Below are 25,483 nucleotides of genomic sequence, written 5' to 3'. Positions count from 1 at the left end.
GCCGTAAACAAAAGTGCGGTGGATTTTGCGCAAGTTTTAAAACTCGGTAAAAATCCACCGCACTTTATTGAAATAAAATGACGATCTATTTTTTCAATAAATAGGCGCGTAAAGCGGCAAAATCATTTTCCATCACGTCGGACAACAGCGGTAATTTATTGTGTTTGTCCAAAGCCTCCGGCAACGGCAAATCGATATTCAAAATACGTTCGACGCTTTCTTTGAATTTCGCCGGATGTGCGGTGCAAAGGAATAAGCCCGTTTCGCCCGCTTGAAGTTGATCTTTCAATACGCGATAAGCAATAGCGCCGTGCGGTTCGCATAAATAACCGGCGGCATATTGTTCTTTCAAGGCTTCTTCCGTTTGCGCGTCGGTTAATGCACCGGAACCCAATTCGGATAACGCCCAGCCGTTGCGTTTAAACAATTCTTCTACGCGCGGCCAGTTGTTTGGACGGCTTACGTCCATTGCGTTGGAAAGTGTGGCGACGGTATCGTGCGGTTGCCATTCGCCGCTCGCCAAATAGCGCGGAACAGTGTCGTTAGCATTGGTGGACGCGATGAAACGTTTAATCGGTAAACCTAAGGTTTTTGCGATTAAACCGGCGGTTAAGTTACCGAAATTACCGCTTGGCACGGAAACCACTAAACTTTCGCGTTCCGCCGCAGATAATTGCGCCGCCGCTTCGAAGTAATAGCACACTTGCGCCAATAATCGGCTGATATTAATGGAGTTTGCCGAATTTAATCCGATGGCTTGACGTAATTCTTCATCGTCAAAGGCTTGTTTAACCAATGCTTGGCAAGCATCGAAATCCGCTTTAATTGCCACGGTGCGAATATTGCCGCCGAGAGTGCAGAATAATTTTTCTTGTAGCGGGCTGATTTTACCTTGCGGATATAAAATCACCACATCGATATTTTCCAACCCGTAAAAGGCGTGTGCGACCGCTGCACCTGTGTCGCCGGAAGTGGCGGTTAAAATAGTGATTTTGCCGTCGCCACGCACGGTTGCAAGCGCTTGCGCCATAAATCGACCACCGAAATCTTTAAATGCCAAAGTCGGGCCGTGGAATAATTCCAAGGCATAAACGCCCTCTTCCGCTTTCACCACCGGCGCCGGAAAAGTAAAGGCATTTTGTACCATTCGGTTTAATTGTTCGGTCGGAATTTCATCACCGATTAACGCCGCCAAGATTTTTTGCGAGCGTTCGACCAAAGGCAACGCCAATAATTCGTCGATATTGCCTAAGTGCGGTATGTTTTCAGGGAAAAATAAGCCTTGATTTTTGCCTAAGCCTTGACGCACCGCTTGGGCGAAATTTACTTGTTCTTCCGGATGTTTAATATTATATAAATTCATTTTTACTCTTGTTCCTTATTATTTTGAGCGGCAGGTTGTTCTGCCACTTGCGGGTCGGGTTGTTTTTGTAATACGGAGATATTTCCTTCTTGGCTGATCAGGAAATAGGAAGTTTTTTCCACATCGTCCAAACGACAAAAGGCGAATTCTTTCACATCGATACAGGAAACGGAAACCTTCGGCAATTTTCGATCCACTACGGCGATCAACTCGTCATAACGCGAAAAAAAGCGGCGCATTGTGGCTCTTGAGGTATCCGTCAGCATACACTGGGTGTTTTTGGCGCAGATTAATTTCGACCACGCGCCTTCTTTCACCATATCGACTACCCAATAACGATTGCCGACTTTGTTAAATCGAAACAGCGATTGAACTTGTCCTGACGCATTAACCGCCGCATAGACGCCCGCATCGGATTTTTCAACTTTTGCCGCAGCGGGTAATGCCGCGATCAAGGCAAAAATCGTAGAAAAAATTACCGCACTTAGTCGTTTTTTCATAGGCTGAGTTCCCTTGCTCCTTGATTGTCCACTTTACAAATATGTACGAAACCTTCGTTATTTTGCAAATAATGATTTTCCAAATAGGCGGAAAGTTTAGTGGCGGTGATTAAATCCGGCGCAATGGCGAACATTGTCGGGCCGGAACCAGAAATGCCGGAAGCCAGCGCGCCCAAATCGCGCACCGCTTGTTTCACTTCGGCGAAATTCGGCAATAAGGCTTCGCGATAAGGTTCCGCCACCACGTCTTTCATCATATAAGCGGCGAGGGCCTCTTGTCCGGTATGGCAAGCGTGTACAAAACTGCCGAGGTGACGCCCGTGGGTAATCACATCTTGACGCGTATAGCTTTTCGGCAAAATTGCGCGCGCTTCGGAAGTGGAAACTTCAATACCCGGGTACGCCAACACCCAATACCAATTATCGAAAAACGGCAAGCGTTGGCAAATATTGCCCAAAGATTGCACCATTAATTGCACGCCGCCCAAATAGCAAGGCGCGACGTTATCATAGTGAATGGAACCGGAAATGCGTCCTTCCAATTCGCCCATCATTTCCAACAATTCCATTTTGGAAAACGGCTCGGCGTGGAAATTATTCAACGCCACCAATGCCGCCACGATAGAACAGGCGCTTGAACCCAAGCCCGAACCGATCGGCATATTTTTTTCCAAGGTTAAACGCAAAGGTTTGACTTTCACGCCGCGTAATTTCAAGCGTTCGCTGAACAAGACATAAGCTTGATAAACGATATTTTTTTGCGGTTCTTTCGGCAATTTACGCACAAAATAACCCGCACTTTCCAGTTCGAAACCGCTTGCGATATCTTCGATTTGCACCACATCGCCCAATAACGAACCGTCAATCGGGGACACCGCCGCCCCCAATGTATCAAAACCTACACTAATATTCGCGCTCGACGCCGGCGCATAAATTCTTAGCATTTGCGTTCTCCGTTAATTTTGTAATGTTCTTAAAATATCGGCGAAGATACCTGCGGCAGTCACCGCGTTACCCGCACCGTATCCGCGTAATAATAACGGAATCGGCTGATAGTAGCGAGTATAAAATGCAAGGGCGTTTTCGCCGTTTTTCACTTTATACAGCGGATCATCCGCATCCACTTCTAAAATAGACACTTTGCAATGTTGATTTTCGATTTGTCCTACATAACGCAGCACTTTACCTTGCGCTTTGGCTTGTGTGACGCGTTCGGCAAATTCCGCATCCAACTGCGGCAACATCGCCATAAATTCGTCGGCGGATTTTCCGGCGGAAAAACCTTGCGGCAATACGCCTTCCACTTCTACATCGGACAATTCAAGCTGTAAACCGGTTTCGCGCGCTAAGATCAATAACTTACGCGCTACGTCCTGTCCGGATAAATCATCGCGCGGATCCGGCTCGGTAAAGCCTTTTTCACGCGCAAGTGCGGTCGCTTCCGACAAAGATAATCCTTCTTCCAATTTACCGAAAATAAAGGAAAGCGATCCGGAAAGAATACCGTTAAAACGAATCACTTCATCGCCCGCCGCCAATAGATTCTGTAAATTTTCGATCACCGGTAAACCCGCGCCCACATTGGTATCGTATAAGAATTTACGTTGATTTTTACGCGCATTTTCACGCACGGCGTTGTAATAAGCAATTTCGCGCGTGTTGGCTTTTTTGTTCGGTGTCACAACGTGGAAACCTTCGCCTAGAGCACGCGCGTATAAACCGGCAACGCTTTCCGCCGTGGTACAATCCACAAATACCGGATTCACAACGTGGTGTAATTTAATAAAGGAAAGCAATACGTCAAAATCCGACGGCTGCGTGGCGTTTTCTAGTTGTTCTTGCCAATTTTCCAAGCTTAATCCGTTTTCGTTCAATAGCATTTTATTCGAATTCGCTAAAGCGCAAACACGGATTTCAATGTCCTTCTTTGCTAAATACTCTTTTTGGCTTTTGACCTGTTCGATCAATTCGCCGCCGACACCGCCGACGCCGACCAAAAACATATCCACGACTTTTTTATTGTTAAATAGCGCTTGGTGCGTCGCTTTCACCGCTTCGATGGCTTTATTTTGCGCCACTACCGCAGAAATCGAACGTTCGGAAGAACCTTGCGCGATCGCCACAATGCTGATATTGGCTTGCGATAACGCCGAGAAGAAACGCGCCGCAATGCCTTTCGCTTGGCGCATACCGTCGCCCACAACGGAAATAATAGATAAATCTTTAATCACGTCGATCGGTTCTAAAGCTTGCGCTTTTAATTCTTGCGCGAATTCCGCTTCCAATACCGCTTTCGCCGCATCCACTGCTTTCACCGGTACGCAGAAGCTAATACTATATTCGGAAGAAGATTGAGTAATCAAAATCACCGAGATGCTTGCTTTTGACATTGCGGAAAAGACGCGCGACGCCATTCCGACCATTCCTTGCATACCCGGGCCGGACACGTTAAACATTGCTAAATTATCTAAATTGGTAATGCCTTTTACTTGCAGTCCTTCGGATTTCACATTGCCGTCAATGATAGAACCCGGTGCGTCCGGATTACCGGTATTTTTAATTAAACAAGGAATATTAGCCTGCACTAAAGGCCCGATTGTGCGCGGGTGAATCACTTTCGCACCGAAATAAGACAGCTCCATCGCTTCGCGATAAGACAGGCTCGGCAATAAACGCGCATCTGGCACTAAGCGCGGATCGCAAGTGAATACACCGTCCACGTCCGTCCAAATTTCGCACACGGAAGCGTTTAAACAGGCGGCTAAACAAGCAGCGGAATAATCGGAACCGTTACGACCTAACAGCACTAATTCGCCCTTGTCATTTCCTGCAGTGAACCCTGCCATTAACACAACGTTTTCTTTCGGAATGGAACCGGCATCCACGCGTTTTGTCGAAACTTCGATATCTACGGAAGATTCTAAATAACCGCCGCTTGCCAATAATTTTTCCACCGGATTGATTAAGGTCACGTTATAACCGCGTGCTTCGAACCACGCTTTCATCATCACAATAGATAATTTTTCACCGCGCGAATCGATCGTCGCTTTCACCGCGTCATCGACACGACCGTTTTGACGAATTTCCGCCAATAAACCTTGAATTTGCGCAAATTCCGCGTCAATCACCGATTTAATTCCGGCAAGATCAAACTGATTATTTTCTGCGTGTAAACCTTGGATGATATTGTAAAAAATTTCAACGGCTTCATTAAAATGGGAATCGGTAGGCTGGTTTAGGCTGGCTTTTTCGGATAAGGCGACAAGATGATTGGTTATTTTTGCCGGCGCGGACAACACGCCCGCCGCTTGTTCTTCCAAATGAGCCTTTTCGATCAATCGGGCTGCCTGTGAAAATCGTTCCGGATTGGCTAAAGATGTGCCGCCGAATTTTAGTACGCGCATAATAATCTCCTAAGATGTTGTGAATATTTAAAATTTCTATAAAAAAACCCGCACTTTGCAATGCGGGTTTTATGAATCTTGTTTTTAACGCACTAACCCGCCCCATTAGTCATCGTAATGGTCATCATAATAATGGTGGTGATAGTCATTGTACGGGTTTTCATTGTATTGCGTTATCATTAATCACGAATGCATTAGAAATACCGAAAATTTGACCTTTTGTCAAACGGAAAATGAATAAAGTCGATAAATTTCCCTTATCGACGTGAAATCTTGTAAAATAACGCAGTTTTTATTATCAATCGGCAAATGTTTATTATGGATATTCAACAAAACTTAAATCACATTCAACAAAAAATTCGCCAATCTTGCCAAGCGGCAAATCGACCGGATACGGCGGTGCGTTTATTAGCCGTCAGCAAAACCAAACCGGTCGAGGCGATTTTGGCGGCATATCACGCCGGTCAACAAGCATTCGGTGAAAATTATGTGCAGGAAGGCGTGGAAAAAATTCAGTTTTTCGAGCAGCAACAAATTGGTTTGGAGTGGCATTTTATCGGGCCGTTGCAATCCAATAAAACCCGTCTTGTTGCGGAACATTTCGATTGGATGCAAACCTTGGATCGTGCAAAAATCGCCGATCGTTTAAATGCCCAGCGTCCGCATTATAAAGCGCCGCTAAATGTATTAATTCAAATCAATATCAGCGACGAAGAAAGTAAATCCGGCATTCGCCCCGACGAACTTGTAGCGTTAGCAAAACATTTGCAAAACTTACCGCACTTATGTTTGCGCGGTTTAATGGCAATCCCTGCACCGACGGAAAATATCGCCGAACAAGAATGTGCGTTTCGTCAAATGCAAGAATTATTCATCGCATTACAGCAACAATTTCCTCAGTCTCCGATCGATACGTTATCAATGGGAATGAGCGATGATATGGAGAGCGCCGTCAAGTGCGGTTCCACAATGGTGAGAATCGGCACAGCGATTTTCGGCAAACGAGATTATGCCTAATCATTGAACATTATTTCTTATTTTTTAATAAGATAACAAAAGTTTGTAGGGGCGCACTGCGTGCGTCCGAAATACACAAATCCCTTTTACAACAAACAAAAAGCCGCTCAATCGAGCGGCTTTTATATGCGATATAGTTACGCGTTAGATTAGAAGAATACGCGTAAACCGGCTGCGTATCTGTTTTCTTTAGATTTTTCTACCGGATAAGTATTGGTTTTTTCGCTTGCACGAGCATATTCAACGAATGTGATTACATTTTTGCTGAATTTATAGTCTGCACCAACGATGTAAACGTTTTCTGTTGTTTTGTTATCAGCAACAACGGTTTCATCTTTAGCTTGGTTACGTTGCCATTGCAAGTAGATTGAAGCCGGTTCGATCACTTGATATTGCGCACCTACTAAAAGGTTACGACCGGTTTCGGTTTTTTCACCGCCGACTTTAGTCACGGTTTGACCGTATTCAACACCCAATGCCGCAGGACCGTAAACGATTTGTGCGGAAGTTCTCCAAGAAGTATCTTTTTCGGTTGTTGAAGTGGTTTTCACATCATCATAACGATTCACGCCATAACCTGCCGCTAAGTTTAATGCAAGATCTTGCGCTAAGTCAGTGCTATAGAATACGGATGCACCGTAACCGTATTTTTCACCGCCTTTTTTGGTATCTACGTTTTTGTTTGAATCACCGAATAGATAGTCTGCACCAAAGCTGAAGCCATTCCATTTTGCAGATTTGAATTTGATTGATTTATTCGCATAGTCGGTTAAGTTATTGTTTCCGCCCCAAACATAAGCGAAGTCAGACAACTGAACGGTATCTAAAGTGGTTTCTTGACGACCGAAAGTTACTGTACCGACATCATCGTGTGCGAAACCAGCAAATAATTGACGAGCACGTGGATTACCGAAGGAGTTTTTAGTTTTATCATCAACGCCTTCATCAAAACGTAATTCCAAACCGCCTAATGCTTTTAAGCCATTTTGTAAATCGTGTTGCGCTTTAACCCATAAACGAGAACCGTCATTGCGTAAATCACCGCGTTGATCGTTACCGAATTTACCTAAAGCTAAACGAACGGAACCGGTTACTTCTAATTTGGTACCGTCTTGATTATAAATTACTTCTGCGTTTGCTGCGCTTGCTGCAACCGCTGCTACTGCCAATGCTACTAATGTCTTTTTCATAATAAAATTCCTTTCAGAATCAAGTTGTTATAACAATTAAGCCGTTTCAACATCAGAACCTTACAAGAGCTAAACTCTATGAAACGTCGAAACCGACTTCGTATGAAGTCGTTGGTATATTGGCAAAGAAATTTTTCAGTGTCAACGAAAAATCCGAAAAGTTCCCTTAAATTGGTGATCAAGATCACATTTTTTAGATTATTTTTTCGTTTTTATTGATTAAATTTTATTCTCATAGACCATTTTTAAGAAAAAATCTAGGTTTTAATAAAGAAAAGCGATAAAAACAACCGCACTTTAAACGCTTTAATACGTCTTTTTGCTTATTTTGATGAATCAAGAGAAAAAAACCCGCAATTTTCATTGCGGGTTAAAATCAGACATTAGTATTTAGATTAGAATAAGATACGGGTACCAACGATAACGCGATGGTTGTTCAACAAGGTTTCGCCGCTTTGTTTAACTTTACCTTTACCGCCTTCTAAGTAAACTGCAACGTTTTTGTTGAAACGATGGTCAACACCAAGCATCCAACCGCGCATTTTGATATCGTCTAAGTCGCGATCCGCTTTTTTCGCAGTACCGAAGTAGTATTGTGAGTAAACTGCGTTTTGCGGAGTTACATCAACTTTTAAGCCTACTAAGAAACGGTTGTTTTCGTTGAACGGACCGCCGGCGTTAGCAATTTTTTGGAAACCGATGTTACCGGATTCGTAACCTTTTGCTGCTTTACCGTGCGCCCAGTCTAAACCGACAGTCACGATGTTATATTTCACATCGAAACCGATACCGGCACGTTTTAATTTGAATTCATTCGCTTTAGTACCGTCTGTTGATTGAGTCACTTCAGTGAAACCTGAACCGAAGCGAACCGCTAAGTCATCCCATTTACCGTCGTAGAAGAAACCTACACCGTAACCTTGACCTTCATCCCACGCGCTTGTACCGCTTGAAGTGTCATCGGATTTTTTAGAGTTACCGAAATAGTAGTCAGCCGCTAAACGTACACCGCCGAATTTTGCAGACATAAAGCTTGCGGATTTTTTGTGCGCATCGAAGAATACGTTACCGCCCCATTCATAGGTGTAGTTCGCTTTAGGAATATGGTCACCTAAATGTAATTGACGACCGAATGTTAAAGTACCGATTTCAGGATGTGTGAAACCTGCGAATAAACGGTGCGCTCTCATATTACCGCCGATTTGATCCGCGTTTGAGAAACGTAATTCAGTCGCTGCGATTGCAGAGAAACCACCGCCGATTTCTTGGAATGCGCGAACGCGAACACGAGAACCTTCATCACGTAAGTCGGTACGTTGACCTTTGATGTTTTGCACTTCAAGATTTACACGACCGTCCAAATCAATTTTGGTACCGTCTTTTTGATAAATAACTGTTGCGTTTGCTGAAGTTGCCGCAACTGCTGCGATTGCTAATGCGATAAGTGTCTTTTTCATAATTACTTCCTTATGTTGAGGAGCTTTATTATTTTGATTGAATAATTGCTTACTCAATCGACCTATAGAAAATCATCAGTAGTCAGAATAATTTCTGTCGGCGATAAATATATGCAAGTTCATTTTTTCTGTCAAAAAACCGGAACTTTTTTCAATTTCCAAAAACACAAATAAAAACAATTAGTTACAAAAATTTTTAGAAAAAACACCGCACTTAAAATGTTATGTAGATCACATTTTCACACTTTTTTTCGTGATTCGAAAAGTTAGGCAATAGATATATCTATTTGATTTAATTAGAATAATTAAATCTTCAAATGGAGTTTTGAAAAAAAATTTCAAAAAATACTTAACAAAGGAAACTTTAGTTCATTTTTGTGAGAAAGATCACATTTTATTGAATTAAAACTTCAGCCATTTCATCGTTTTTCAATAATTTGAAGTGAAATACCATAAAAAAACGCCGCATATTACGCGACGTTTTTTATTGCTCGGAAAAATTATTAAGCGTTATCAATGCCGAACGCCATCACTTCGCTAATATTTTCGGCACCCAGCGCAAGCATAATTAAGCGATCGACGCCCAAGGCGACGCCGGAACAATTCGGCACGCCCGCTTGCAATGCGGCGAGAAAGCGTTCGTCGATTTTTCGTTGCGCCAAACCGGCTTTTTCACGCAAGCGATTATCTTGTTCGAACCGGCTGAGTTGTTCTCTGGCGTCGGTTAATTCGTTAAAACCGTTCGCCAATTCCACGCCTTTGTAATAAAACTCAAAACGCTCCGCCACGCGATGATCTTCCGAGCTGATTTGCGCCAACGCGGCTTGTGTTGCGGGAAAATGATACACCGCGATCGGGCGATGCAAACCAATTTTCGGCTCAACCACGGCGCTGAATAAAAACTGCAACAAAGTATCTCGGCTTTCGTTTTCCGCGTCGTTGAAATGATATTCCTTGGCTTTTTCCACCAATTCCGCCTGCTCCGCCGAAAGCGGATCCAAGCCGACGTATTCTTGAAACACAAACTGATAACTTGCCCGCTCCGCCGGTTCGCAATCTAAAATTTGTTGTAACAAATCGTCCACTTCATCAATCAAGCGATACATATCGAAATACGGGCGATACCATTCCAGCATTGTAAATTCGGGGTTATGTTTGCGTCCCGCTTCTTCGTTGCGAAAAACGTGACAAAGCTGAAAAATCGCACCGCTTCCCGCTGCCAACAAGCGTTTCATATGATATTCCGGACTGGTGGAAAGCCACAGAGTTTTCGATTGCTCGGCAAAAGGCGAGGTAAATTCCGTGTTGAAGGTGGCTAAATGCAAATCCGTTACGCCGAATTCGCTTAATACCGGCGTTTCCACTTCCAATAAACCGCGATCGGTGAAAAAACGACGGATTTCGGCGATGATTTTCGCCCGCGCCAATAAATTTTTAATCGGTGCGGAAGGTTGCCATTTGGGTTCTAAAAACATAATGGGGTCTCGTTATTCGAAGAAAAAGTGCGGTCTATTTTACGCTGATTTTTGCTTAAACAAGCAATAAATTTTTCATTTTGTTGCCTTTTTATGCAGAAAAATGATAGCAATTATCATCTGAAACGAATGTTTATTAACAATTTTCTAACTTTTTTGAGTTAGATCACGAAACTGAACTTTTCTTCCGTAATTTCATAAAAAAAAGTTATGAATCTCTCAAAAGCGTGGCAGAATATTCACACCCGTTATTGATTTCAATTCGATTGAAATCGCAATGTTTTACTTTTATTTCTATTTATTGGAGGAATATCGTGCAAACTGTTAATGTCGATATTGCAATAGTTGGGGCCGGCGGCGGCGGCTTGCGTGCGGCGATTGCGGCAGCGGAAGCAAATCCTAATTTAAAAATTGCACTTGTTTCAAAAGTTTACCCGATGCGTAGCCATACCGTTGCGGCGGAAGGCGGTGCGGCGGCTGTGTTTAAAGAAGAAGACTCTTACGACAAACACTTCCACGACACGGTTGCCGGCGGTGACTGGTTATGCGAACAAGACGTGGTGGAATACTTTGTTGAACATTCACCGGTGGAAATGACTCAATTAGAGCGCTGGGGCTGTCCTTGGAGCCGTCAACCGAACGGTGACGTCAATGTGCGTCGTTTCGGCGGAATGAAAATCGAGCGGACTTGGTTCGCTGCCGATAAAACCGGTTTCCACTTATTACACACGTTATTCCAAACTTCTATCCAATATCCGCAAATTCAACGTTTCGACGAACATTTCGTATTAGACATTTTGGTCGATGACGGTCACGCGCGCGGTATGGTTGCGATGAATATGATGGAAGGCACATTGGTGCAAATTAACGCCAATGCAGTGGTTATCGCGACCGGTGGCGGTTGTCGTGCATTCCGTTTCAACACCAACGGCGGTATCGTTACCGGCGACGGTTTATCAATGGCTTATCGCCACGGCGTGCCGCTTCGCGATATGGAATTCGTTCAATATCACCCGACGGGTCTGCCGAATACCGGTATTTTGATGACCGAAGGTTGTCGCGGTGAAGGCGGTATTTTGGTCAATAAAGACGGTTACCGCTATTTACAAGATTACGGTTTGGGACCTGAAACACCTGTCGGTAAACCGGAAAACAAATATATGGAATTAGGTCCGCGCGATAAAGTTTCTCAGGCGTTCTGGCAAGAATGGCGCAAAGGTAACACCTTGAAAACCGAGAAAGGCGTGGACGTGGTTCATCTTGATTTACGTCACTTGGGTGAAAAATATTTACACGAACGTTTACCGTTTATCTGCGAATTAGCCAGCGCTTATGAAGGCGTGGATCCGGCGAAAGCGCCGATTCCGGTTCGTCCTGTGGTTCACTACACAATGGGCGGTATCGAAGTGGACTTCAACAGCGAAACCCGCATTAAAGGCTTGTTTGCCGTGGGCGAATGTGCTTCTTCCGGCTTGCACGGTGCGAACCGTTTAGGTTCCAACTCTTTGGCGGAATTAGTGGTATTAGGTCGCGTTGCCGGCGAATATGCGGCACAACGAGCAACCGAAGCGACTGCAGCGAATCAAGACGCCGTCGATGCACAAGCGAAAGACGTAGTACGTCGTTTAGAAGATCTTTACAATCAAGAAGGTACGGAATCTTGGTCGCAAATTCGTGACGAAATGGGCGATTCAATGGAAGAAGGCTGCGGTATTTATCGTACCCAAGAAAGTATGCAACAAACCGTGGATAAAATTGCCGAGTTGAAAGAACGTTACAAACGTATTCGTATTGCAGACCGTTCCAGCGTGTTCAACACTAACGTGTTATACACCGTCGAATTGGGCTATATTCTTGACGTTGCGCAATCTATCGCGAATTCTGCGATCGAACGTAAAGAATCGCGCGGTGCGCATCAACGTTTAGACTACACCGAACGCGACGACGTAAATTATCTAAAACACACCTTGGCGTTCTACAATGCCGACGGTGCGCCGCGTATCGAATACAGTGACGTGAAAATCACTAAATCCCAACCTGCAAAACGTGTTTACGGTGCGGAAGCGGAAGCGCAAGAAGCTGCTGCGAAAGCTAAGGAGCAAGCAAATGGCTAATCAAGCAATAATGAATGTCGAAGTATTGCGTTACAATCCGGAAGCGGATAAAGAGCCATACTTACGCACTTACCAAGTCCCTTACGACAGCCAAACCTCTTTATTGGATGCGTTGGGTTATATTAAAGATAAATTAGAGCCGGAATTATCTTATCGTTGGTCTTGCCGTATGGCGATCTGCGGTTCTTGCGGGATGATGGTGAACGGCAAACCGAAATTGGCGTGTAAAACCTTCTTACGCGACTACAGCGGTCATATGCGTATCGAACCGCTTGCCAACTTCCCTATCGAGCGCGACTTGGTGGTGGATTTGAGCCACTTTATCGAAAGTTTGGAAAGCATCAAGCCTTACATCATCGGTAACCAAGCGCCGGCATTAGACGGTAAACCGCATCCTTCGGCGGAGTTGGCGAAAAGCCGTACCAAACAAACGCCTGCCGAATTGGAAAAATATCGTCAGTTCTCAATGTGTATTAACTGCGGTTTGTGTTATGCCGCTTGTCCGCAATTCGGTCTCAATCCGGAATTCGTCGGTCCTGCCGCATTAACCCTTGCGCACCGTTATAACCTTGATAACCGTGACCACGGTAAAGCGGAACGGATGAAAATCCTAAACGGTAAAAACGGGGTGTGGAGTTGTACTTTCGTCGGTTATTGTTCCGAAGTTTGTCCGAAACACGTCGGCCCGGCTTCAGCGGTGAACCAAGGTAAAATCGAAAGTGCCAAAGACTATGTTTTTGCAATGTTAAAACCGCAAAAGTAAGGAGAGAGTAAAATGACGACAACAACAAGCAAACGCAGAAAATATGTGCGTGAAATCAAACCGACTTGGTGGAAAAAGTTAGATTTTTACAAATTCTACGTTTTGCGTGAAAGCACTTCCGTGCCGACCGTTTGGTTCTGCTTAGAATTATTCTACGGATTAATTTGCTTAGGTAACGGTACTTTTGCGGATAAATTCGTCGATTTCTTGCAAAATCCGATCGTGGTGATCCTAAATATCATCACCTTAGGCGCAGCGCTATTGCACTCATTCACATTCTTTAATATGGCACCGCAAATGATGAATGTGATTGTGAAAAACGAACGCATTGATGCGAAATTAGTTTCCCGTGTATTCTGGGGCATTACCGCATTAGTGAGTATCATTGCGTTAATTTTAGTATAGGGAGAAAAAACAATGGACAAACTTAATCCAAAACGTTCAAACGAACCTGCCGTTTGGTTATTGTTCGGTGCCGGCGGTGCGGTAAGTGCGGTATTTTTTCCCGTATTAGTGTTAATTCTCGGTTTTCTACTTCCTTTCGGATTAGTCACACCGGATAACATTATCGCCTTCGCCCACACTTGGATCGGCAAACTTGCAATTCTTGCATTGTTGATTTTTCCGGCTTGGTGTGCGATTCACCGTATTCACTTAGGCTTGCACGATTTTAAAGTGCACGTTCCTGCCGGCGGTGTAATTTTCTACGGATTAGCCGCACTTTATAGTCTTTTGACCATCTTTGCGATAGTGAATATTTAATCCGATTCATTCAAGTTAAAAACCCTTTCAAGCATCTTGAAAGGGTTTTTTGTTATTTACCGTCTTGCCTTTAAGAGCGATTTGCGCGCTTAACTTTCCACCGCGGTAATCACCCAACAATTATGAATTTGTTTGTTGCGTTCAAAATCCAACGGCAACGTTTTCGCGGAAATTTCCACCGCACTTAAGCCTAATTGCGCCAAACCGTCGAAATCCATTTTAAATCCGCGTTTATTGTTCGAGAACACAATGGTTCCGTCGCGGCGTAAAATGCGTTTTAACTGCGTCATTAATTTAATGTGATCGCGCTGAACGTCCCAGCTGTCTTCCATTCGTTTGGAATTGGAAAATGTCGGCGGATCCACAAAAATCAAATCAAACTGTCGATCGCATTTTTCCAGCCATTGCAAGCAATCTGCTTGAATTAATTTATGCTGTTTGCCTTCGATGTCGTTTAGCAATAAATTTTGCTCCGCCCAGTTTAAATAGGTATTCGACATATCCACGGTGGTGGTTGATTTTGCCTTGCCTTTTGCCGCGTGTACTGTGGCGGAACCCGTGTAAGCGAATAGATTTAAGAAATCTTTGCCTTGCGCTTTTTCGCCGATCATTTTGCGCGTTAAACGATGATCTAAAAATAATCCCGTATCCAAATAATCGGTCAAATTGACCCATAATTTCACGCCGTATTCGTTCACATAAAAATAATCGCCTTTGTTCGCCAATTTTTCATATTGATTCGTGCCTTTTTGCTTTTGGCGAACTTTTAAAACCAGTTTATTGGTTTCCACACCGGTAACGGCTAAAGTGGCAGTGACGGCATCCAACAAACGTTGGCGCGCTTTGTTTTCATCAATATTTTTCGGCGCGGCATATTCTTGCACCACGATATGATCGGCATAACGATCGACCGCTAAATTGTATTCGGGCAAATCCGCATCATATAAACGATAAGCATCCAAACCTTGCTGTTTTGCCCATTTTTCAATTTTTTTGATATTTTTTTGCAGCCGATTGGCAAAATCTTGCGCCACTTGCGCCGTGGAATTCGGCTGAAATTCTAAGGAATTTTCCACCGCACTTTCCGCGATTACCGCAGGTTTTTCGCTGATAAGATAATTTTTCTGCACGCAATCCAACGGGCCGTTTTTGGCTTTGAATTGACGATGAGAACGTAAACGTAAACAATCCAACAAAGCGGGTTCGCCGCTAAAAATCGACGCATTCCAACCGACAAATTGGGATTTTAATCGTTGCCCGAACACGGAATACAAGGCGATTAACGCCGGCGTCGTGCCTAAACGTTCGCCGTAAGGCGGGTTACACACCACCGTACCTTTTTCTTGGCAAGGATTTTGTAACGCCGCAACATCGCCTTGTTTCCACTGAATTAAATGCGCCACGCCGGCATTTTTAGCGTTCTTTTGCGCTTTCTGTAAAACGCGATGATCCAAGTCAAAACCATAAAAGTGCGGTGGATTATTGCGCTGAAATTCTGTTTCCGCCGCGGCAATCGCCTCGCCTTTCACCTTTTCCCACGCGACTTGATTATGTCCGAGCCAAAAATCAAAGCCCCAATGTAAACGGTGCAGCTGCGGTGCGATCTTCGCTTCTTGCTGCGCCGCTTCGATCAATAATGTACCGGAACCGCACATCGGATCCACCAACGGCGTACCTTGCACCCAGCCGGAACGTAAAATAATCGCGGCGGCTAAAGTTTCACGCAAAGGCGCCTTGCCGGTATCCTCGCGATAACCGCGTAAATGCAAGGCTTCTCCGCTAAGATCCAGCGATAAAATCAATTCTTCCCGATTCAAATACACGTGAATTCGAATATCCGGATTATCTTTATCCACCGTCGGACGCGCTTTGCCTTGGCGTTCGAAATAATCGACGATACCGTCTTTCACACGCATTGCGCCGAATTGACTGTGGCGAATTTCGCGGTTTGTGCCGTTAAAGTCCACTAAAAAGCTAGTTCTTTCATCAAAATATGCCGACCAATTTTGTCCGACGACCGTAGAATAAAGATCCAAATCGCTGTAAATTTTACTGCTGACAATGGGCAATAAAATTCGTGACGCTAATCTTGACCAAAGCAAAGTGCGGTATTGGGTTTCGTCGTCTGCCGAAAAATGCACGCCGCCTTGCACGACGCGACATTCCGTTGCGCCGAGCTCGGTTAGTTCGACCTTGAGTAATTCTTCAAAACCGCGAGCGGTTGTCGCAAAAAGTTGTTTCATTCTGTTTCTCGTTTTAAATCAAATTTAGCGGATTATAGCAGATCTGCGCCTTATGCTTAACAAAATTAAACCGCCGCACCGCGCAACAAAAAAGCCGCAGGCGATTACTTGCGGCTTTCGGTTCGTCATTCAACGGCTTATTTTAAACATTCGGCATAGCTGTCCGCGGTATATTGCAAAAAGTTCGCGTAAGAATTTTTCCCTAATTTTACCGCGTCGCCCATCGGGTCAAGACGTCCGACTTTTACACCGGTGCCTTTATGTAAGGTTTCGATGACTTTCGGAGTAAATTGCGGTTCGGCGAATAAACACGCTACTTTATGCTCTTCGATTTCCTCTTTGATTGTGGCAAGGGTTTTCGCGCCCGGCGCAACTTGCGGGTTAATGGTGAAATAGCCCACTTGGTTCAAATGATAAGCTTGATTGAAATAAGTATAAGCATCGTGGAAAACATAAAACCCTTTTTCGTGCAACGGCATTAGCTGTTGCTGGATTTTTTCGTTTTGTTCGCTTAAAGTGCGGTTAAATTCCGCTAAGTTTTGTTCGATAAGCGCTTTTTTATCCGGATATTGCTCGCTTAATTTCTGCGCAATTTTGCCCGCCACGATTTGACTGATTTCAGGCGAATACCAAATATGCCAGTTCGTACTTAATTTATCGTGATGATGTTCGTGCGCTGACGCGGCTTCATTGTGTTCGTGATGATCCGCGTGTTTATGATCTTGATGATCGGCGGTTTTATCCTGTTTATGCGCATCGTGGTCGTGGTCGTGGTCGTGGTGATGATGCTCACCTTTTACCAACATATCATCTCCGATTGAAGAAATTTCTGCCACAGTGACGACTTTTTTACGATCAATATCGCGTAATACGGATGTATCTAAAAACATATCCACATCTTCACCGATCCAGACAATTAAATCCGCCGACTTAATTTTCTGTACGTCGGAAGGTTTCAGATTGTAAGCGTGCGGTGAGGCACCGGCAGGCACGATCACATCGGTGTCGGTCACGCCTTCGGCGATGGAAGATGCGATAAAACCTAAAGGTTTAATGGAGGTTAACACGCTCGCGCTTGCTGCAGCGGAAAACGAGATAACGGCGGCAGCTAACGCCGCTTGTTTAAAAGTGCGGTTAAAAATAGTCATAATAATCCTCTAGTTAATAATAATTATCAAATAGTCGGATAAGGTTATACCTTTTTAACCGAAATTGCTATCTTTTTTTATTAAAAAAAATAAGTTTACGATTTTAACGCCGTGAGTTTATCAATCATTTTTGCCACGGCAAAGAAGCCGAATGTGGCGGTAATCATTGTTGCCGCGCCGAAACCGTTGGCACAGTTCATCGTTGCCGAGACCTCACAATTTCCTTCCGCTTGCGGAAAAATTAACGGCTGAGTGGAAAACACGGCGTCAATGCCGAATTTCCGCTTCGGGTTTTGGCTGAAGTGATATTCTTTGCGTAAAAGCGACCGCACTTTTGCCAATAGCGGATCTTGAATGGTTTTGCTTAAATCACCGATTTGAATTTGTGTCGGATCCGTTTGCCCGCCGGCGCCGCCGACGGTAATAATTTTGATTTTTCGGCGCTTACAATAGGCAATTAGCGCCGCTTTGGTTTTCACATTATCAATAGCGTCAATGACGTAATCGTAATCCGTCGTGATGTAATCGGATAAATTGTCCGCACTGATAAAATCGTCAATCACGTTCACCTGACAATCCGGATTAATCAGCAGAATGCGCTCCGCCATTACTTCCGTTTTTAATTTGCCGATATTGCCGCTTAATGCGTGAAGCTGGCGATTGATATTCGTCACGCAAATATCATCCATATCGATCATCGTGATCTTGCCGATTCCACTGCGCGCCAAAGCTTCTGCAACCCACGAACCGACACCGCCGATGCCGATCACGCAAATATGCGCGCGCTGCAAACGTTCTAACGCCGCCGCGCCGTAAAGGCGGCCGATGCCGCCAAAACGTTGTGCGTAATTATCAATGCGTTCCGTCATTATTGTAACAACCAAACTCGACCGTAGTGTTTCGATAAGCCGGCGATATGCCCCGCCTGATCGCCGATACCGCGATATAAATCGAAGTGATGACCTTTCACCGCACCGCCAACATCAAGTGCTACCATTAAATGTAATTTGTGTTCGCCCGTCCAATTTCCGTTGTTGTCGATTTGCGGCACTTCCACCAACAATACCGAGCCGGACGGAATTAAATTGCGATCGGAAGCCACCGATGCCATCGGCACCAAAGGTACGCCGGCGGAACCTTTCACTTTACCGGTCGGATCATTTTTAAAGAAGACATAAGACGGATTGCGTTCCAATAATCCTTGCAAGCGCGAAGGATTGGCGTTCGCCCAGTCACGAATGGCTTGAATCGACATTTTTTCTTTCGGGATTTCACCGTCTTCCACTAACAAGCGCCCTACCGCCGTATATTCGAACCCGTTTTGTCCCGCATAAGCGAAATAATTCAAATCGCCGTTGCCGAAATCCACATAGCCGCTGCCTTGCACTCCCAATAAGAAATTATCGATCATTGAGTCGCTGTACGCCAATTCCAAACCTTTTCCTTTTAATGCGCCCGCATAAATTTGCGCGCGGCTAAAACGTTTTTGAGCCGGCAAAGCGTAAATCGGTTGATTGTATTTGCCTTGCGGCGTGCGACGAGCGTGAATAACCGGTGAATAATAACCGGTCATTAAGACGTTTTGATAGCCGTCCTGTCCTTTCATAATCATCGGTTGAATGCCGTAATTGCTCAATTCGTTGACATTCGCACCCGCGAGTACCCAGTTGGTCAATTTGCCGTAAGTGGCGGAAAAATTATTGGTTAAGCGCGCGGAATAAGAGCGCACGTTAGAAAGTTGCGTTAAAAAATCGCCTTGATTTACTACCGCACTTTTGTTTTCTATGCCGGCGACAGGTGATAATAAGGCTTGTTGATAGGTTCTGCCTTGATATTTCGCGCCGAATAATTCAAGATTGGTCGCCGTTTGATTTTTGGTCGTCGGCGCTTTGGAGCCGCAAGCGGCTAGTAATAATGCGCATAACGCCACAGCGGCTGTCGCCGTAAATTTTTTTGGTAAAGACATATTGATTCCTAGTTAATGAAAAAAAACCGAGCAAATTAAGATTGCATAAAGTATCAAAAAATCCGCAAAATATATAGATTTAATTAGCTTTATTCGCAGAAAAAACCGGCTAATCGTTTATTTTTATATCAAACGAATAAATGTAAAGATTTTTTTACTTGCATAAAATTTTTAAAAGCGTATATTACGCAGTCTAAGACGCGGGGTGGAGCAGCTTGGTAGCTCGTCGGGCTCATAACCCGAAGGCCGTCGGTTCAAATCCGGCCCCCGCAACCAGTTTCTCAAGCCGTTGATTTTTCAGCGGCTTTTTCTTTTTTTGTAATATCTCACCGAATTATTGCACTCGATAGTCAACGTTTTTCAACCCGATAATGCAAAAAAGCCACTACATCGAAAATGTAATGGCTTTTCTCTTGGCTATGAAATTAAGCTAAAACAGTGACGTTTTCCGCTTTTTTTCCGCGTTTATCATCAACAATATCAAAGGCAACGGCTTGACCTTCTTTTAAAGTGCGGAATCCGTTCGACTGGATTGCAGAAAAATGTACGAATACATCTTCTCCGCCTTCAACTTGTAAAAAACCAAAACCTTTTGTTTCATTGAACCACTTTACGGTTCCTTTATTTTGAGACATTAAATAATCCTAATTTGTAAAAATACTGAGATAATTCAATAACATTGTGATGATATGAAAATACAAGTTTAAATATAGCCAGTCAATTATCGATTTATCCGTTTGCGCTTGAAAACGCGGAATCTATACTAACAGTATCCATTACAAATAGCACGTTTTATTTCGGCTTTTCCGATAGCGATCCGACCTCAGGATCGGTTCCGCCTTAAAGCGCTTATCCTGAGTCAAGCCTAGCCCGACTCAGAGACAGAAAACGCTTTCTATGCTTAAAACCTAACCTTGCGCCAATTTATCCAATAATTTGCGGTGAATACCGCCGAAACTGCCGTTTGACATTACAAGAATGTGATCCGTCGGTTTTGCTTCCGCCGCAATCATATCCACCAATTTATCCAAATTTCCCGACCAACTCGCCGGTTGAACGCATTGATTCGCGATTTCCACTACATCCCAAGGAATACTTTCCGGTTGTAATAAAAAGACGTGATCCGCGCGCGCTAACGCCGGTGCGATTTCATCTTTATGTACGCCCATTTTCATTGTGTTGGAGCGCGGTTCGAGTACGGCTAAAATGCGCACACCACCGCCCACACTATCGCGAAGTGCGGTCAAAGTTGCCAAAATTTCTGCCGGATGATGCGCAAAATCGTCATAAACCGTAATATCGTTAACCTTTCCTTTCACTTCTAAACGACGCTTCGCATTAACGAATCCGCCAAGCGCCGCGCAAGCGTTTTCAATACTCACGCCGGCGTGGTGTGCAGCGGCAATCGCCATTAAAGCGTTATGCATATTGTGCTGACCAACAATGTTCCATTTCACTTCGCCGGCTTTTTGACCTTGGTGATAAACTTCGAAATGCGTGCAATCATTGGTGAGACGCTGTGCAAACCATTCTTGATCTTGACCGATAAATTGTTTTTCCGACCAACAACCCATTTCTAACGTCTCTTTTGCACTTTGCTCGGACGCCACGGAAAGAATGCGTCCGCTTGCCGGAATGGTTCGAATCATATGATGGAATTGGCGTTGAATCGCTTTCAAATCATCAAAAATATCGGCGTGATCGAATCCGATGTTATTAATAATTAAAGTTTTCGGGTTGTAATGCACGAATTTCGAGCGTTTATCAAAAAATGCCGTGTCGTATTCGTCCGCTTCAATCACGAAATAACGGCTGTTGCCCAAACGCGCCGATGTACCGAAATTGCCCGCGATACCACCGATTAAAAAACCCGGCTCCAAACCGTTTTGTTCTAAAATCCAGCTTAACATTCCGGTCGTCGTGGTTTTGCCGTGCGTGCCCGACACCGCCAGCACCCAACGATCACGCAATAAATGATCGTGCAACCATTGCGGGCCGGAGGTATAAGGTAAATTATTTTCCAACACATATTCCACGCAAGGATTTCCGCGTTTCATCGCATTGCCGATCACCACCAAATCCGGCGCCGGTTGCAACTGGGAGACTTCATAATGCGGAATAATTTCAATGCCGCTCTCTTGTAGAAAAGTGCTCATCGGCGGATAAACGTTCGTATCCGATCCCGTCACTTTATAACCCAGTTGTTTCGCGATGATGGCGACGCCGCCCATAAAGGTTCCGCAAATGCCTAATATGTGAATATGTTTTGTTGTCATTGTTTATCTCTTTGTTAAAAAATTGCAATAAAAATGTGTCAGAGATCACATAGTTGAAAATCTGTTTTTATGCATAAAAAATAGGATTGTTATAATAAATCAACTCGTTCTTCGAGTAAATTTATTAATCAAATAGGATAAAAATATGAAGACATTAGGACAGTTTATAATAGAAAAACAAGCGGAATACCCGAACGCCAAAGGCGAATTGTCGGGTATTTTATCCTCTATTCGATTGGTCGCCAAAGTGATCCACCGCGACATAAATAAAGCCGGACTCACTAATAATATTATCGGCAATTCAGGTGTGGAAAACGTGCAAGGCGAAGCGCAAATGAAACTGGATTTATTCGCCCATAATACGATGAAACAAGCCTTGATTGCTCGTGAAGAAGTGGCGGGATTCGCCTCCGAGGAAGAAGAACATTTCGTCGCTTTTGATACGGAGCGCGGACGCAATGCGAAATATGTCATTTTAACTGATCCTTTGGACGGTTCTTCCAATATCGACGTGAATGTGGCGGTAGGAACGATTTTCTCCATTTATCGTCGCGTTTCGCCTATCGGTACACCGGTGACATTGGAAGATTTCTTGCAACCGGGTAATCGTCAAGTCGCCGCAGGCTATATTGTCTATGGTTCTTCAACAATGTTGGTGTACACCACCGGCAACGGCGTAAACGGTTTTACTTATGATCCGTCTTTGGGCGTATTCTGCTTATCGCACGAAAATATCCAAATTCCGACCGACGGCAAAATTTATTCGATTAACGAAGGACAATATTTGAAATTCCCAATGGGGGTGAAAAAATATATTAAATATTGCCAAGAAGAAGATAAACAAACCAATCGCCCTTATACTTCGCGCTATATCGGTTCTTTAGTATCTGATTTTCATCGCAATATGCTAAAAGGCGGTATTTATATTTATCCGAGCGCAACAAATTACCCGAAAGGTAAATTACGTTTGCTTTATGAAGGCAACCCAATGGCATTTTTAGCCGAACAAGCGGGCGGTATCGCCAGCGACGGCTATCAACGCATTTTGGATATTCAACCGAGCGAATTGCATCAACGAATTCCGTTATTTATCGGTTCAAAAGAAATGGTGAAAAAAGCGCAAGATTTTATGCGGGAATTCGGTTAATTCCGCCATTTTTACATAGCAAAACGGCAACCGAAGTTGCCGTTTTTTTATCCGTTATTCACCATCATTTTGGGAAAAACGTTCGATTCGCGCACCTAAACCGCGAAGTTTTTCTTCGATATGCTCATAGCCGCGATCAATATGATAAATACGATCCACGATGGTTTCGCCGGTTGCGATACAACCCGCTAGCACCAAACTGATGGAAGCGCGTAAATCCGTCGCCATTACTTCCGCACCGGAAAGATGTTCCACACCGTGACAAATCGCGGTATTGCCTTCGATTTCCGCTTTACCGCCCATACGAATTAATTCCGGAATGTGCATAAAACGGTTTTCGAAAATGGTTTCGGTTATAATGCTAGTTCCGTTGGCGACCATATTCAATAAAGTGAATTGCGCTTGCATATCAGTCGGGAAACCCGGATAAGGTGCGGTGCGAATATTTACCGCTTTCGGACGGTTGCCCAACATATCCAAGGTAATGCTGTCATCCGTCACATCAACTTGTGCACCGGCTTCGCGTAATTTATCAATCACCGCATCCAAAGTATCCGCTTTGGTGTTTTTACAAACGATACGTCCGCCGGAAATCGCGCCCGCCACCAAGAACGTACCGGTTTCGATACGATCGGCAACCACGCTGTGTTCGCAACCGCCTAAGCGCGCCACGCCTTCAATCGTAATAGTATCGGAGCCGGCACCCGAAATTTTTGCGCCCATTTTATTTAAGAAAAGTGCGGTATCGGTAATTTCCGGTTCACGCGCCGCATTTTCAATTACGGTCGTACCTTTCGCCAAGGTCGCCGCGATCATAATGGATAAGGTTGCACCCACACTGACTTTTTCCATTACAATGCGCGTACCTACTAAACGACTATCCACATAAGCTTTGACATAACCGTCTTCTAACACGATTTTGGCGCCTAAACGCTCTAATCCGCTAATATGCAAATCCACCGGTCTGGCGCCGATCGAACAACCGCCGGGTAAGGAAACTTGTCCTTGATTAAACCGCGCCACCAACGGCGCCAACGCCCAAATAGAGGCGCGCATTGTTTTCACCAATTCGTAAGGCGCAATAAAATGATCGATTTTCGATGCATCCAAACGCACCGCACCCTGCTCGTCACGTTCAACGGTTACGCCTAGCTGACGTAAAATTTTTAACGTTGTATCAATGTCCTTTAATTCGGGAACATTAGTTAAAGTAACGGGTTCTTCCGCCAAAATAGCTGCGAACAGAATCGGCAACGCCGCATTTTTCGCACCGGAAATATTTACGGTACCGCTTAAACGGGATTGCCCGTAAACACGAAATTTTTGCATAATCAGTTTTCCTACGATTTAATTTAAAGGATTCAATAAACGTTCGCGTTTCCACTTTTCAACGCTAAAAGTTTTGATCGTCAAGGCGTGAATTTCACCTGTGGAAAAATAGTCCATTAACGGCGCATAAATAGTTTGTTGTTGTTTTAATCTGGAAAGTCGAGCAATTTCATCACTCACTACAATCACTCCGAAATGTGCGTTTTCGCCTTGCACATACACTTCGTCAAGATTCAGATTTTCTTTTAAAATTCGTTCGATTTCTTGAATTTCCATTCACTCTTTTCCATTAAAGATAAAACGACTTAACCCAATCGGTCAAACCGAAAAGATCCGCTAAGGTTTCCAGTTGAACGGGAACGTCTTTCATCCGCTGAGAACGGACGTTTAAGGTTTGGCAATAATGAATAAAATCGCATAATAATGCGAATCCCGCACTATCGATGCGACTTATTTCGGCAAGATCCCAAATAACGTCCCGATTTTCAATTTTTTCAGCCGACAAAAAAGAAGAACGCTGTCGCCATAAAGGCAACAACGTATCTCTTGACAACTCCCCGCTCAAACGGAGAGTTATCTTATCATCATTTTGCACTAATGCCCAATCTAAACTTTTCCGGTTTTGCATTAGAAATCGTCCGATTATTTACTTAATTTAACGGGTACGCTTGCAGCTTTTTGAACTTGCGCCGTCAATGCATCAATACCGTCTTTGCGTAAAATACCGCTCCACTCTTGTTTTTTGGTATCCACCATACTCACGCCTTCGGCAGCCATATCATAAACCTGCCATTTGCCGGTTTTGCTGTTTTTACGCCAGAAGAAATTCAAATTCACCGGCGCGGCATTTCCGCCTTGTAGCACTTTCACTCGAATGCTGACTTGGTTTTCCGCCACGTCTTTCGGATTTTCAATCTGAATTTTTTGGTTGGTATAAAGGGTTAAAGCTTGCGCATAAGATTGTTCGATAAATTTATCAAATGCCGCAAAGAATTTTTCCCGTTGTTCCGGCGTGGTGGATTTAAAATATTGCCCTAATACCAACGAACCCGCATAGTTAACGTGTACATACGGCATTAAATCTTGACGAACGATCGTTTTTAAATAGTTCGGATCTTGTTTGATTTTGCTTTGGTTGGCGGAAATATCACCGAATAATTTATCCGACGCTTGCTGCATCAACACATAAGGATTATCGTCGGCAAAGGCTTGCACGGCAAAAAGTGCGGTCGCAATTACGACGATTTTTGATAACCAACGGTTTAATTTCATTTTTAACATTATGTTCTCCGATATAAATAAAAAATATTGGGGCTGTATTAGATTAGC

General features: G+C 44.1%; 23 protein-coding genes, 1 tRNA gene and 1 other annotated feature. Of the genes, 7 read left to right on the top strand and 17 right to left on the bottom strand.

Going from position 1 to position 25,483, the window contains the following annotated elements; all coding sequences use genetic code 11:
• Window positions 1-85: 85 nt before the first annotated feature.
• Genes thrC through thrA form a run of 4 tightly spaced genes read right to left on the bottom strand, consistent with a single transcriptional unit; the run spans window position 86 to window position 5,267 of the window.
• Window positions 86-1,363, bottom strand: a complete 1,278-nt coding sequence (gene thrC, locus CVP04_RS08490) for a threonine synthase (protein ID WP_100297083.1) — start codon at window positions 1,361-1,363, stop codon at window positions 86-88.
• A gap of 2 nt (window positions 1,364-1,365) precedes the next feature.
• A complete protein-coding gene (locus CVP04_RS08485; protein ID WP_100297082.1) occupies window positions 1,366-1,863 on the bottom strand; it encodes a hypothetical protein in 498 nt (165 codons plus the stop codon).
• Complete coding sequence (gene thrB, locus CVP04_RS08480) at window positions 1,860-2,807, bottom strand: homoserine kinase (protein ID WP_100297081.1); 948 nt, start codon at window positions 2,805-2,807, stop codon at window positions 1,860-1,862. Before thrB ends, CVP04_RS08485 begins: the two co-directional genes overlap by 4 nt.
• A gap of 12 nt (window positions 2,808-2,819) precedes the next feature.
• Window positions 2,820-5,267, bottom strand: coding sequence for a bifunctional aspartate kinase/homoserine dehydrogenase I (thrA, locus tag CVP04_RS08475; RefSeq protein WP_100297080.1), 2,448 nt, complete (start codon window positions 5,265-5,267; stop codon window positions 2,820-2,822).
• A 37-nt stretch (window positions 5,268-5,304) separates the two neighbouring features.
• Window positions 5,305-5,419: a sequence feature (Thr leader region), on the bottom strand.
• A 166-nt stretch (window positions 5,420-5,585) separates the two neighbouring features.
• On the opposite strand from thrA, the gene CVP04_RS08470 reads away from it, so the two are divergent.
• Window positions 5,586-6,284, top strand: a complete 699-nt coding sequence (locus tag CVP04_RS08470) for a YggS family pyridoxal phosphate-dependent enzyme (RefSeq protein ID WP_100297105.1) — start codon at window positions 5,586-5,588, stop codon at window positions 6,282-6,284.
• 149 nt (window positions 6,285-6,433) lie between these two features.
• On the opposite strand, the gene CVP04_RS08465 is transcribed toward CVP04_RS08470, so the two are convergent.
• The 3 genes from CVP04_RS08465 to epmA all read right to left on the bottom strand — a co-directional run bounded on the left by CVP04_RS08465 (window position 6,434) and on the right by epmA (window position 10,406).
• On the bottom strand, window positions 6,434-7,474 hold the full coding sequence (locus tag CVP04_RS08465; RefSeq protein ID WP_100297079.1) for a porin: 1,041 nt from the start codon (window positions 7,472-7,474) through the stop codon (window positions 6,434-6,436).
• A gap of 395 nt (window positions 7,475-7,869) precedes the next feature.
• Entirely contained in the window at window positions 7,870-8,931 is a 1,062-nt protein-coding gene (locus CVP04_RS08460) for a porin (RefSeq protein WP_100297078.1), read from the bottom strand.
• Between the two features lie 503 nt (window positions 8,932-9,434).
• On the bottom strand, window positions 9,435-10,406 hold the full coding sequence (gene epmA / locus CVP04_RS08455; RefSeq protein WP_100297077.1) for an elongation factor P--(R)-beta-lysine ligase: 972 nt from the start codon (window positions 10,404-10,406) through the stop codon (window positions 9,435-9,437).
• 314 nt (window positions 10,407-10,720) lie between these two features.
• Between epmA and frdA the strand changes: the two genes are divergently transcribed.
• Genes frdA through frdD form a run of 4 tightly spaced genes read left to right on the top strand, consistent with a single transcriptional unit; the run spans window position 10,721 to window position 14,045 of the window.
• On the top strand, window positions 10,721-12,520 hold the full coding sequence (gene frdA, locus CVP04_RS08450) for a fumarate reductase (quinol) flavoprotein subunit (protein WP_100297076.1): 1,800 nt from the start codon (window positions 10,721-10,723) through the stop codon (window positions 12,518-12,520).
• Window positions 12,513-13,283, top strand: a complete 771-nt coding sequence (locus CVP04_RS08445; protein ID WP_100297075.1) for a succinate dehydrogenase/fumarate reductase iron-sulfur subunit — start codon at window positions 12,513-12,515, stop codon at window positions 13,281-13,283. The genes frdA and CVP04_RS08445 overlap by 8 nt, the downstream gene beginning before the upstream one ends.
• Window positions 13,284-13,295: 12 nt before the next feature.
• On the top strand, window positions 13,296-13,688 hold the full coding sequence (gene frdC / locus CVP04_RS08440) for a fumarate reductase subunit FrdC (RefSeq protein WP_100297074.1): 393 nt from the start codon (window positions 13,296-13,298) through the stop codon (window positions 13,686-13,688).
• A 12-nt stretch (window positions 13,689-13,700) separates the two neighbouring features.
• A complete protein-coding gene (frdD, locus tag CVP04_RS08435; protein ID WP_100297073.1) occupies window positions 13,701-14,045 on the top strand; it encodes a fumarate reductase subunit FrdD in 345 nt (114 codons plus the stop codon).
• A gap of 89 nt (window positions 14,046-14,134) precedes the next feature.
• Here frdD and rlmKL read toward each other — a convergent pair whose 3' ends face one another.
• The 4 genes from rlmKL to mltA all read right to left on the bottom strand — a co-directional run bounded on the left by rlmKL (window position 14,135) and on the right by mltA (window position 19,402).
• Window positions 14,135-16,288 (bottom strand): bifunctional 23S rRNA (guanine(2069)-N(7))-methyltransferase RlmK/23S rRNA (guanine(2445)-N(2))-methyltransferase RlmL, encoded by a 2,154-nt coding sequence (gene rlmKL, locus CVP04_RS08430; RefSeq protein WP_100297072.1) that lies wholly within the window; start codon window positions 16,286-16,288, stop codon window positions 14,135-14,137.
• A 137-nt stretch (window positions 16,289-16,425) separates the two neighbouring features.
• On the bottom strand, window positions 16,426-17,436 hold the full coding sequence (gene znuA / locus CVP04_RS08425; protein WP_100297071.1) for a zinc ABC transporter substrate-binding protein ZnuA: 1,011 nt from the start codon (window positions 17,434-17,436) through the stop codon (window positions 16,426-16,428).
• 95 nt (window positions 17,437-17,531) lie between these two features.
• The gene (gene tcdA / locus CVP04_RS08420; RefSeq protein ID WP_165772788.1) at window positions 17,532-18,305 is read right to left on the bottom strand and encodes a tRNA cyclic N6-threonylcarbamoyladenosine(37) synthase TcdA; all 774 of its coding nucleotides are present in this window, start codon (window positions 18,303-18,305) and stop codon (window positions 17,532-17,534) included.
• Window positions 18,305-19,402 carry a murein transglycosylase A gene (gene mltA, locus CVP04_RS08415; protein WP_100297069.1) on the bottom strand — a complete coding sequence of 366 codons (1,098 nt, stop codon included), beginning with the start codon at window positions 19,400-19,402 and terminating at the stop codon, window positions 18,305-18,307. Before mltA ends, tcdA begins: the two co-directional genes overlap by 1 nt.
• A gap of 199 nt (window positions 19,403-19,601) precedes the next feature.
• Here mltA and CVP04_RS08410 point away from each other — a divergent pair.
• Window positions 19,602-19,678, top strand: a tRNA-Met gene (locus tag CVP04_RS08410).
• Window positions 19,679-19,827: 149 nt separating this feature from the next.
• On the opposite strand, the gene CVP04_RS08405 is transcribed toward CVP04_RS08410, so the two are convergent.
• Both CVP04_RS08405 and mpl read right to left on the bottom strand, forming a co-directional pair.
• On the bottom strand, window positions 19,828-20,037 hold the full coding sequence (locus CVP04_RS08405; protein WP_100297068.1) for a cold-shock protein: 210 nt from the start codon (window positions 20,035-20,037) through the stop codon (window positions 19,828-19,830).
• A 273-nt stretch (window positions 20,038-20,310) separates the two neighbouring features.
• On the bottom strand, window positions 20,311-21,678 hold the full coding sequence (gene mpl, locus CVP04_RS08400) for a UDP-N-acetylmuramate:L-alanyl-gamma-D-glutamyl-meso-diaminopimelate ligase (protein WP_100297067.1): 1,368 nt from the start codon (window positions 21,676-21,678) through the stop codon (window positions 20,311-20,313).
• Between the two features lie 145 nt (window positions 21,679-21,823).
• Between mpl and fbp the strand changes: the two genes are divergently transcribed.
• On the top strand, window positions 21,824-22,825 hold the full coding sequence (gene fbp, locus CVP04_RS08395) for a class 1 fructose-bisphosphatase (RefSeq protein ID WP_100297066.1): 1,002 nt from the start codon (window positions 21,824-21,826) through the stop codon (window positions 22,823-22,825).
• Window positions 22,826-22,879: 54 nt separating this feature from the next.
• Here the strand turns inward: fbp and murA are convergent, their stop codons facing one another.
• From murA to mlaC, 4 genes are read right to left on the bottom strand one after another with little or no spacing between them, the layout of a single operon-like run.
• Window positions 22,880-24,154, bottom strand: coding sequence for a UDP-N-acetylglucosamine 1-carboxyvinyltransferase (gene murA, locus CVP04_RS08390; RefSeq protein WP_100297065.1), 1,275 nt, complete (start codon window positions 24,152-24,154; stop codon window positions 22,880-22,882).
• Window positions 24,155-24,172: 18 nt separating this feature from the next.
• Window positions 24,173-24,430, bottom strand: a complete 258-nt coding sequence (locus tag CVP04_RS08385; RefSeq protein WP_100297064.1) for a BolA family protein — start codon at window positions 24,428-24,430, stop codon at window positions 24,173-24,175.
• 13 nt (window positions 24,431-24,443) lie between these two features.
• A complete protein-coding gene (locus CVP04_RS08380) occupies window positions 24,444-24,782 on the bottom strand; it encodes an STAS domain-containing protein (protein ID WP_100297063.1) in 339 nt (112 codons plus the stop codon).
• A 14-nt stretch (window positions 24,783-24,796) separates the two neighbouring features.
• Complete coding sequence (gene mlaC / locus CVP04_RS08375) at window positions 24,797-25,435, bottom strand: phospholipid-binding protein MlaC (protein ID WP_100297062.1); 639 nt, start codon at window positions 25,433-25,435, stop codon at window positions 24,797-24,799.
• Between the last annotated feature and the right edge of the window lie 48 nt (window positions 25,436-25,483).

Origin of the sequence: Caviibacterium pharyngocola (assembly GCF_002795405.1) — a bacterium.
GTDB lineage: Bacteria > Pseudomonadota > Gammaproteobacteria > Enterobacterales > Pasteurellaceae > Caviibacterium > Caviibacterium pharyngocola.
This window is presented reverse-complemented; position numbering and strand designations above follow the sequence as displayed.

Bases quoted from the DNA above. Each gene is read 5' to 3' on its own strand.
- thrC (WP_100297083.1), bottom strand. From the start codon at position 1,363: ATGAATTTATATAATATTAAACATCCGGAAGAACAAGTAAATTTCGCC.
- CVP04_RS08485 (WP_100297082.1), bottom strand. From the start codon at position 1,863: ATGAAAAAACGACTAAGTGCGGTAATTTTTTCTACGATTTTTGCCTTG.
- thrB (WP_100297081.1), bottom strand. From the start codon at position 2,807: ATGCTAAGAATTTATGCGCCGGCGTCGAGCGCGAATATTAGTGTAGGT.
- thrA (WP_100297080.1), bottom strand. From the start codon at position 5,267: ATGCGCGTACTAAAATTCGGCGGCACATCTTTAGCCAATCCGGAACGA.
- CVP04_RS08470 (WP_100297105.1), top strand. From the start codon at position 5,586: ATGGATATTCAACAAAACTTAAATCACATTCAACAAAAAATTCGCCAA.
- CVP04_RS08465 (WP_100297079.1), bottom strand. From the start codon at position 7,474: ATGAAAAAGACATTAGTAGCATTGGCAGTAGCAGCGGTTGCAGCAAGC.
- CVP04_RS08460 (WP_100297078.1), bottom strand. From the start codon at position 8,931: ATGAAAAAGACACTTATCGCATTAGCAATCGCAGCAGTTGCGGCAACT.
- epmA (WP_100297077.1), bottom strand. From the start codon at position 10,406: ATGTTTTTAGAACCCAAATGGCAACCTTCCGCACCGATTAAAAATTTA.
- CVP04_RS08445 (WP_100297075.1), top strand. From the start codon at position 12,513: ATGGCTAATCAAGCAATAATGAATGTCGAAGTATTGCGTTACAATCCG.
- frdC (WP_100297074.1), top strand. From the start codon at position 13,296: ATGACGACAACAACAAGCAAACGCAGAAAATATGTGCGTGAAATCAAA.
- frdD (WP_100297073.1), top strand. From the start codon at position 13,701: ATGGACAAACTTAATCCAAAACGTTCAAACGAACCTGCCGTTTGGTTA.
- rlmKL (WP_100297072.1), bottom strand. From the start codon at position 16,288: ATGAAACAACTTTTTGCGACAACCGCTCGCGGTTTTGAAGAATTACTC.
- znuA (WP_100297071.1), bottom strand. From the start codon at position 17,436: ATGACTATTTTTAACCGCACTTTTAAACAAGCGGCGTTAGCTGCCGCC.
- tcdA (WP_165772788.1), bottom strand. From the start codon at position 18,305: ATGACGGAACGCATTGATAATTACGCACAACGTTTTGGCGGCATCGGC.
- mltA (WP_100297069.1), bottom strand. From the start codon at position 19,402: ATGTCTTTACCAAAAAAATTTACGGCGACAGCCGCTGTGGCGTTATGC.
- CVP04_RS08405 (WP_100297068.1), bottom strand. From the start codon at position 20,037: ATGTCTCAAAATAAAGGAACCGTAAAGTGGTTCAATGAAACAAAAGGT.
- mpl (WP_100297067.1), bottom strand. From the start codon at position 21,678: ATGACAACAAAACATATTCACATATTAGGCATTTGCGGAACCTTTATG.
- fbp (WP_100297066.1), top strand. From the start codon at position 21,824: ATGAAGACATTAGGACAGTTTATAATAGAAAAACAAGCGGAATACCCG.
- murA (WP_100297065.1), bottom strand. From the start codon at position 24,154: ATGCAAAAATTTCGTGTTTACGGGCAATCCCGTTTAAGCGGTACCGTA.
- CVP04_RS08385 (WP_100297064.1), bottom strand. From the start codon at position 24,430: ATGGAAATTCAAGAAATCGAACGAATTTTAAAAGAAAATCTGAATCTT.
- CVP04_RS08380 (WP_100297063.1), bottom strand. From the start codon at position 24,782: ATGCAAAACCGGAAAAGTTTAGATTGGGCATTAGTGCAAAATGATGAT.
- mlaC (WP_100297062.1), bottom strand. From the start codon at position 25,435: ATGTTAAAAATGAAATTAAACCGTTGGTTATCAAAAATCGTCGTAATT.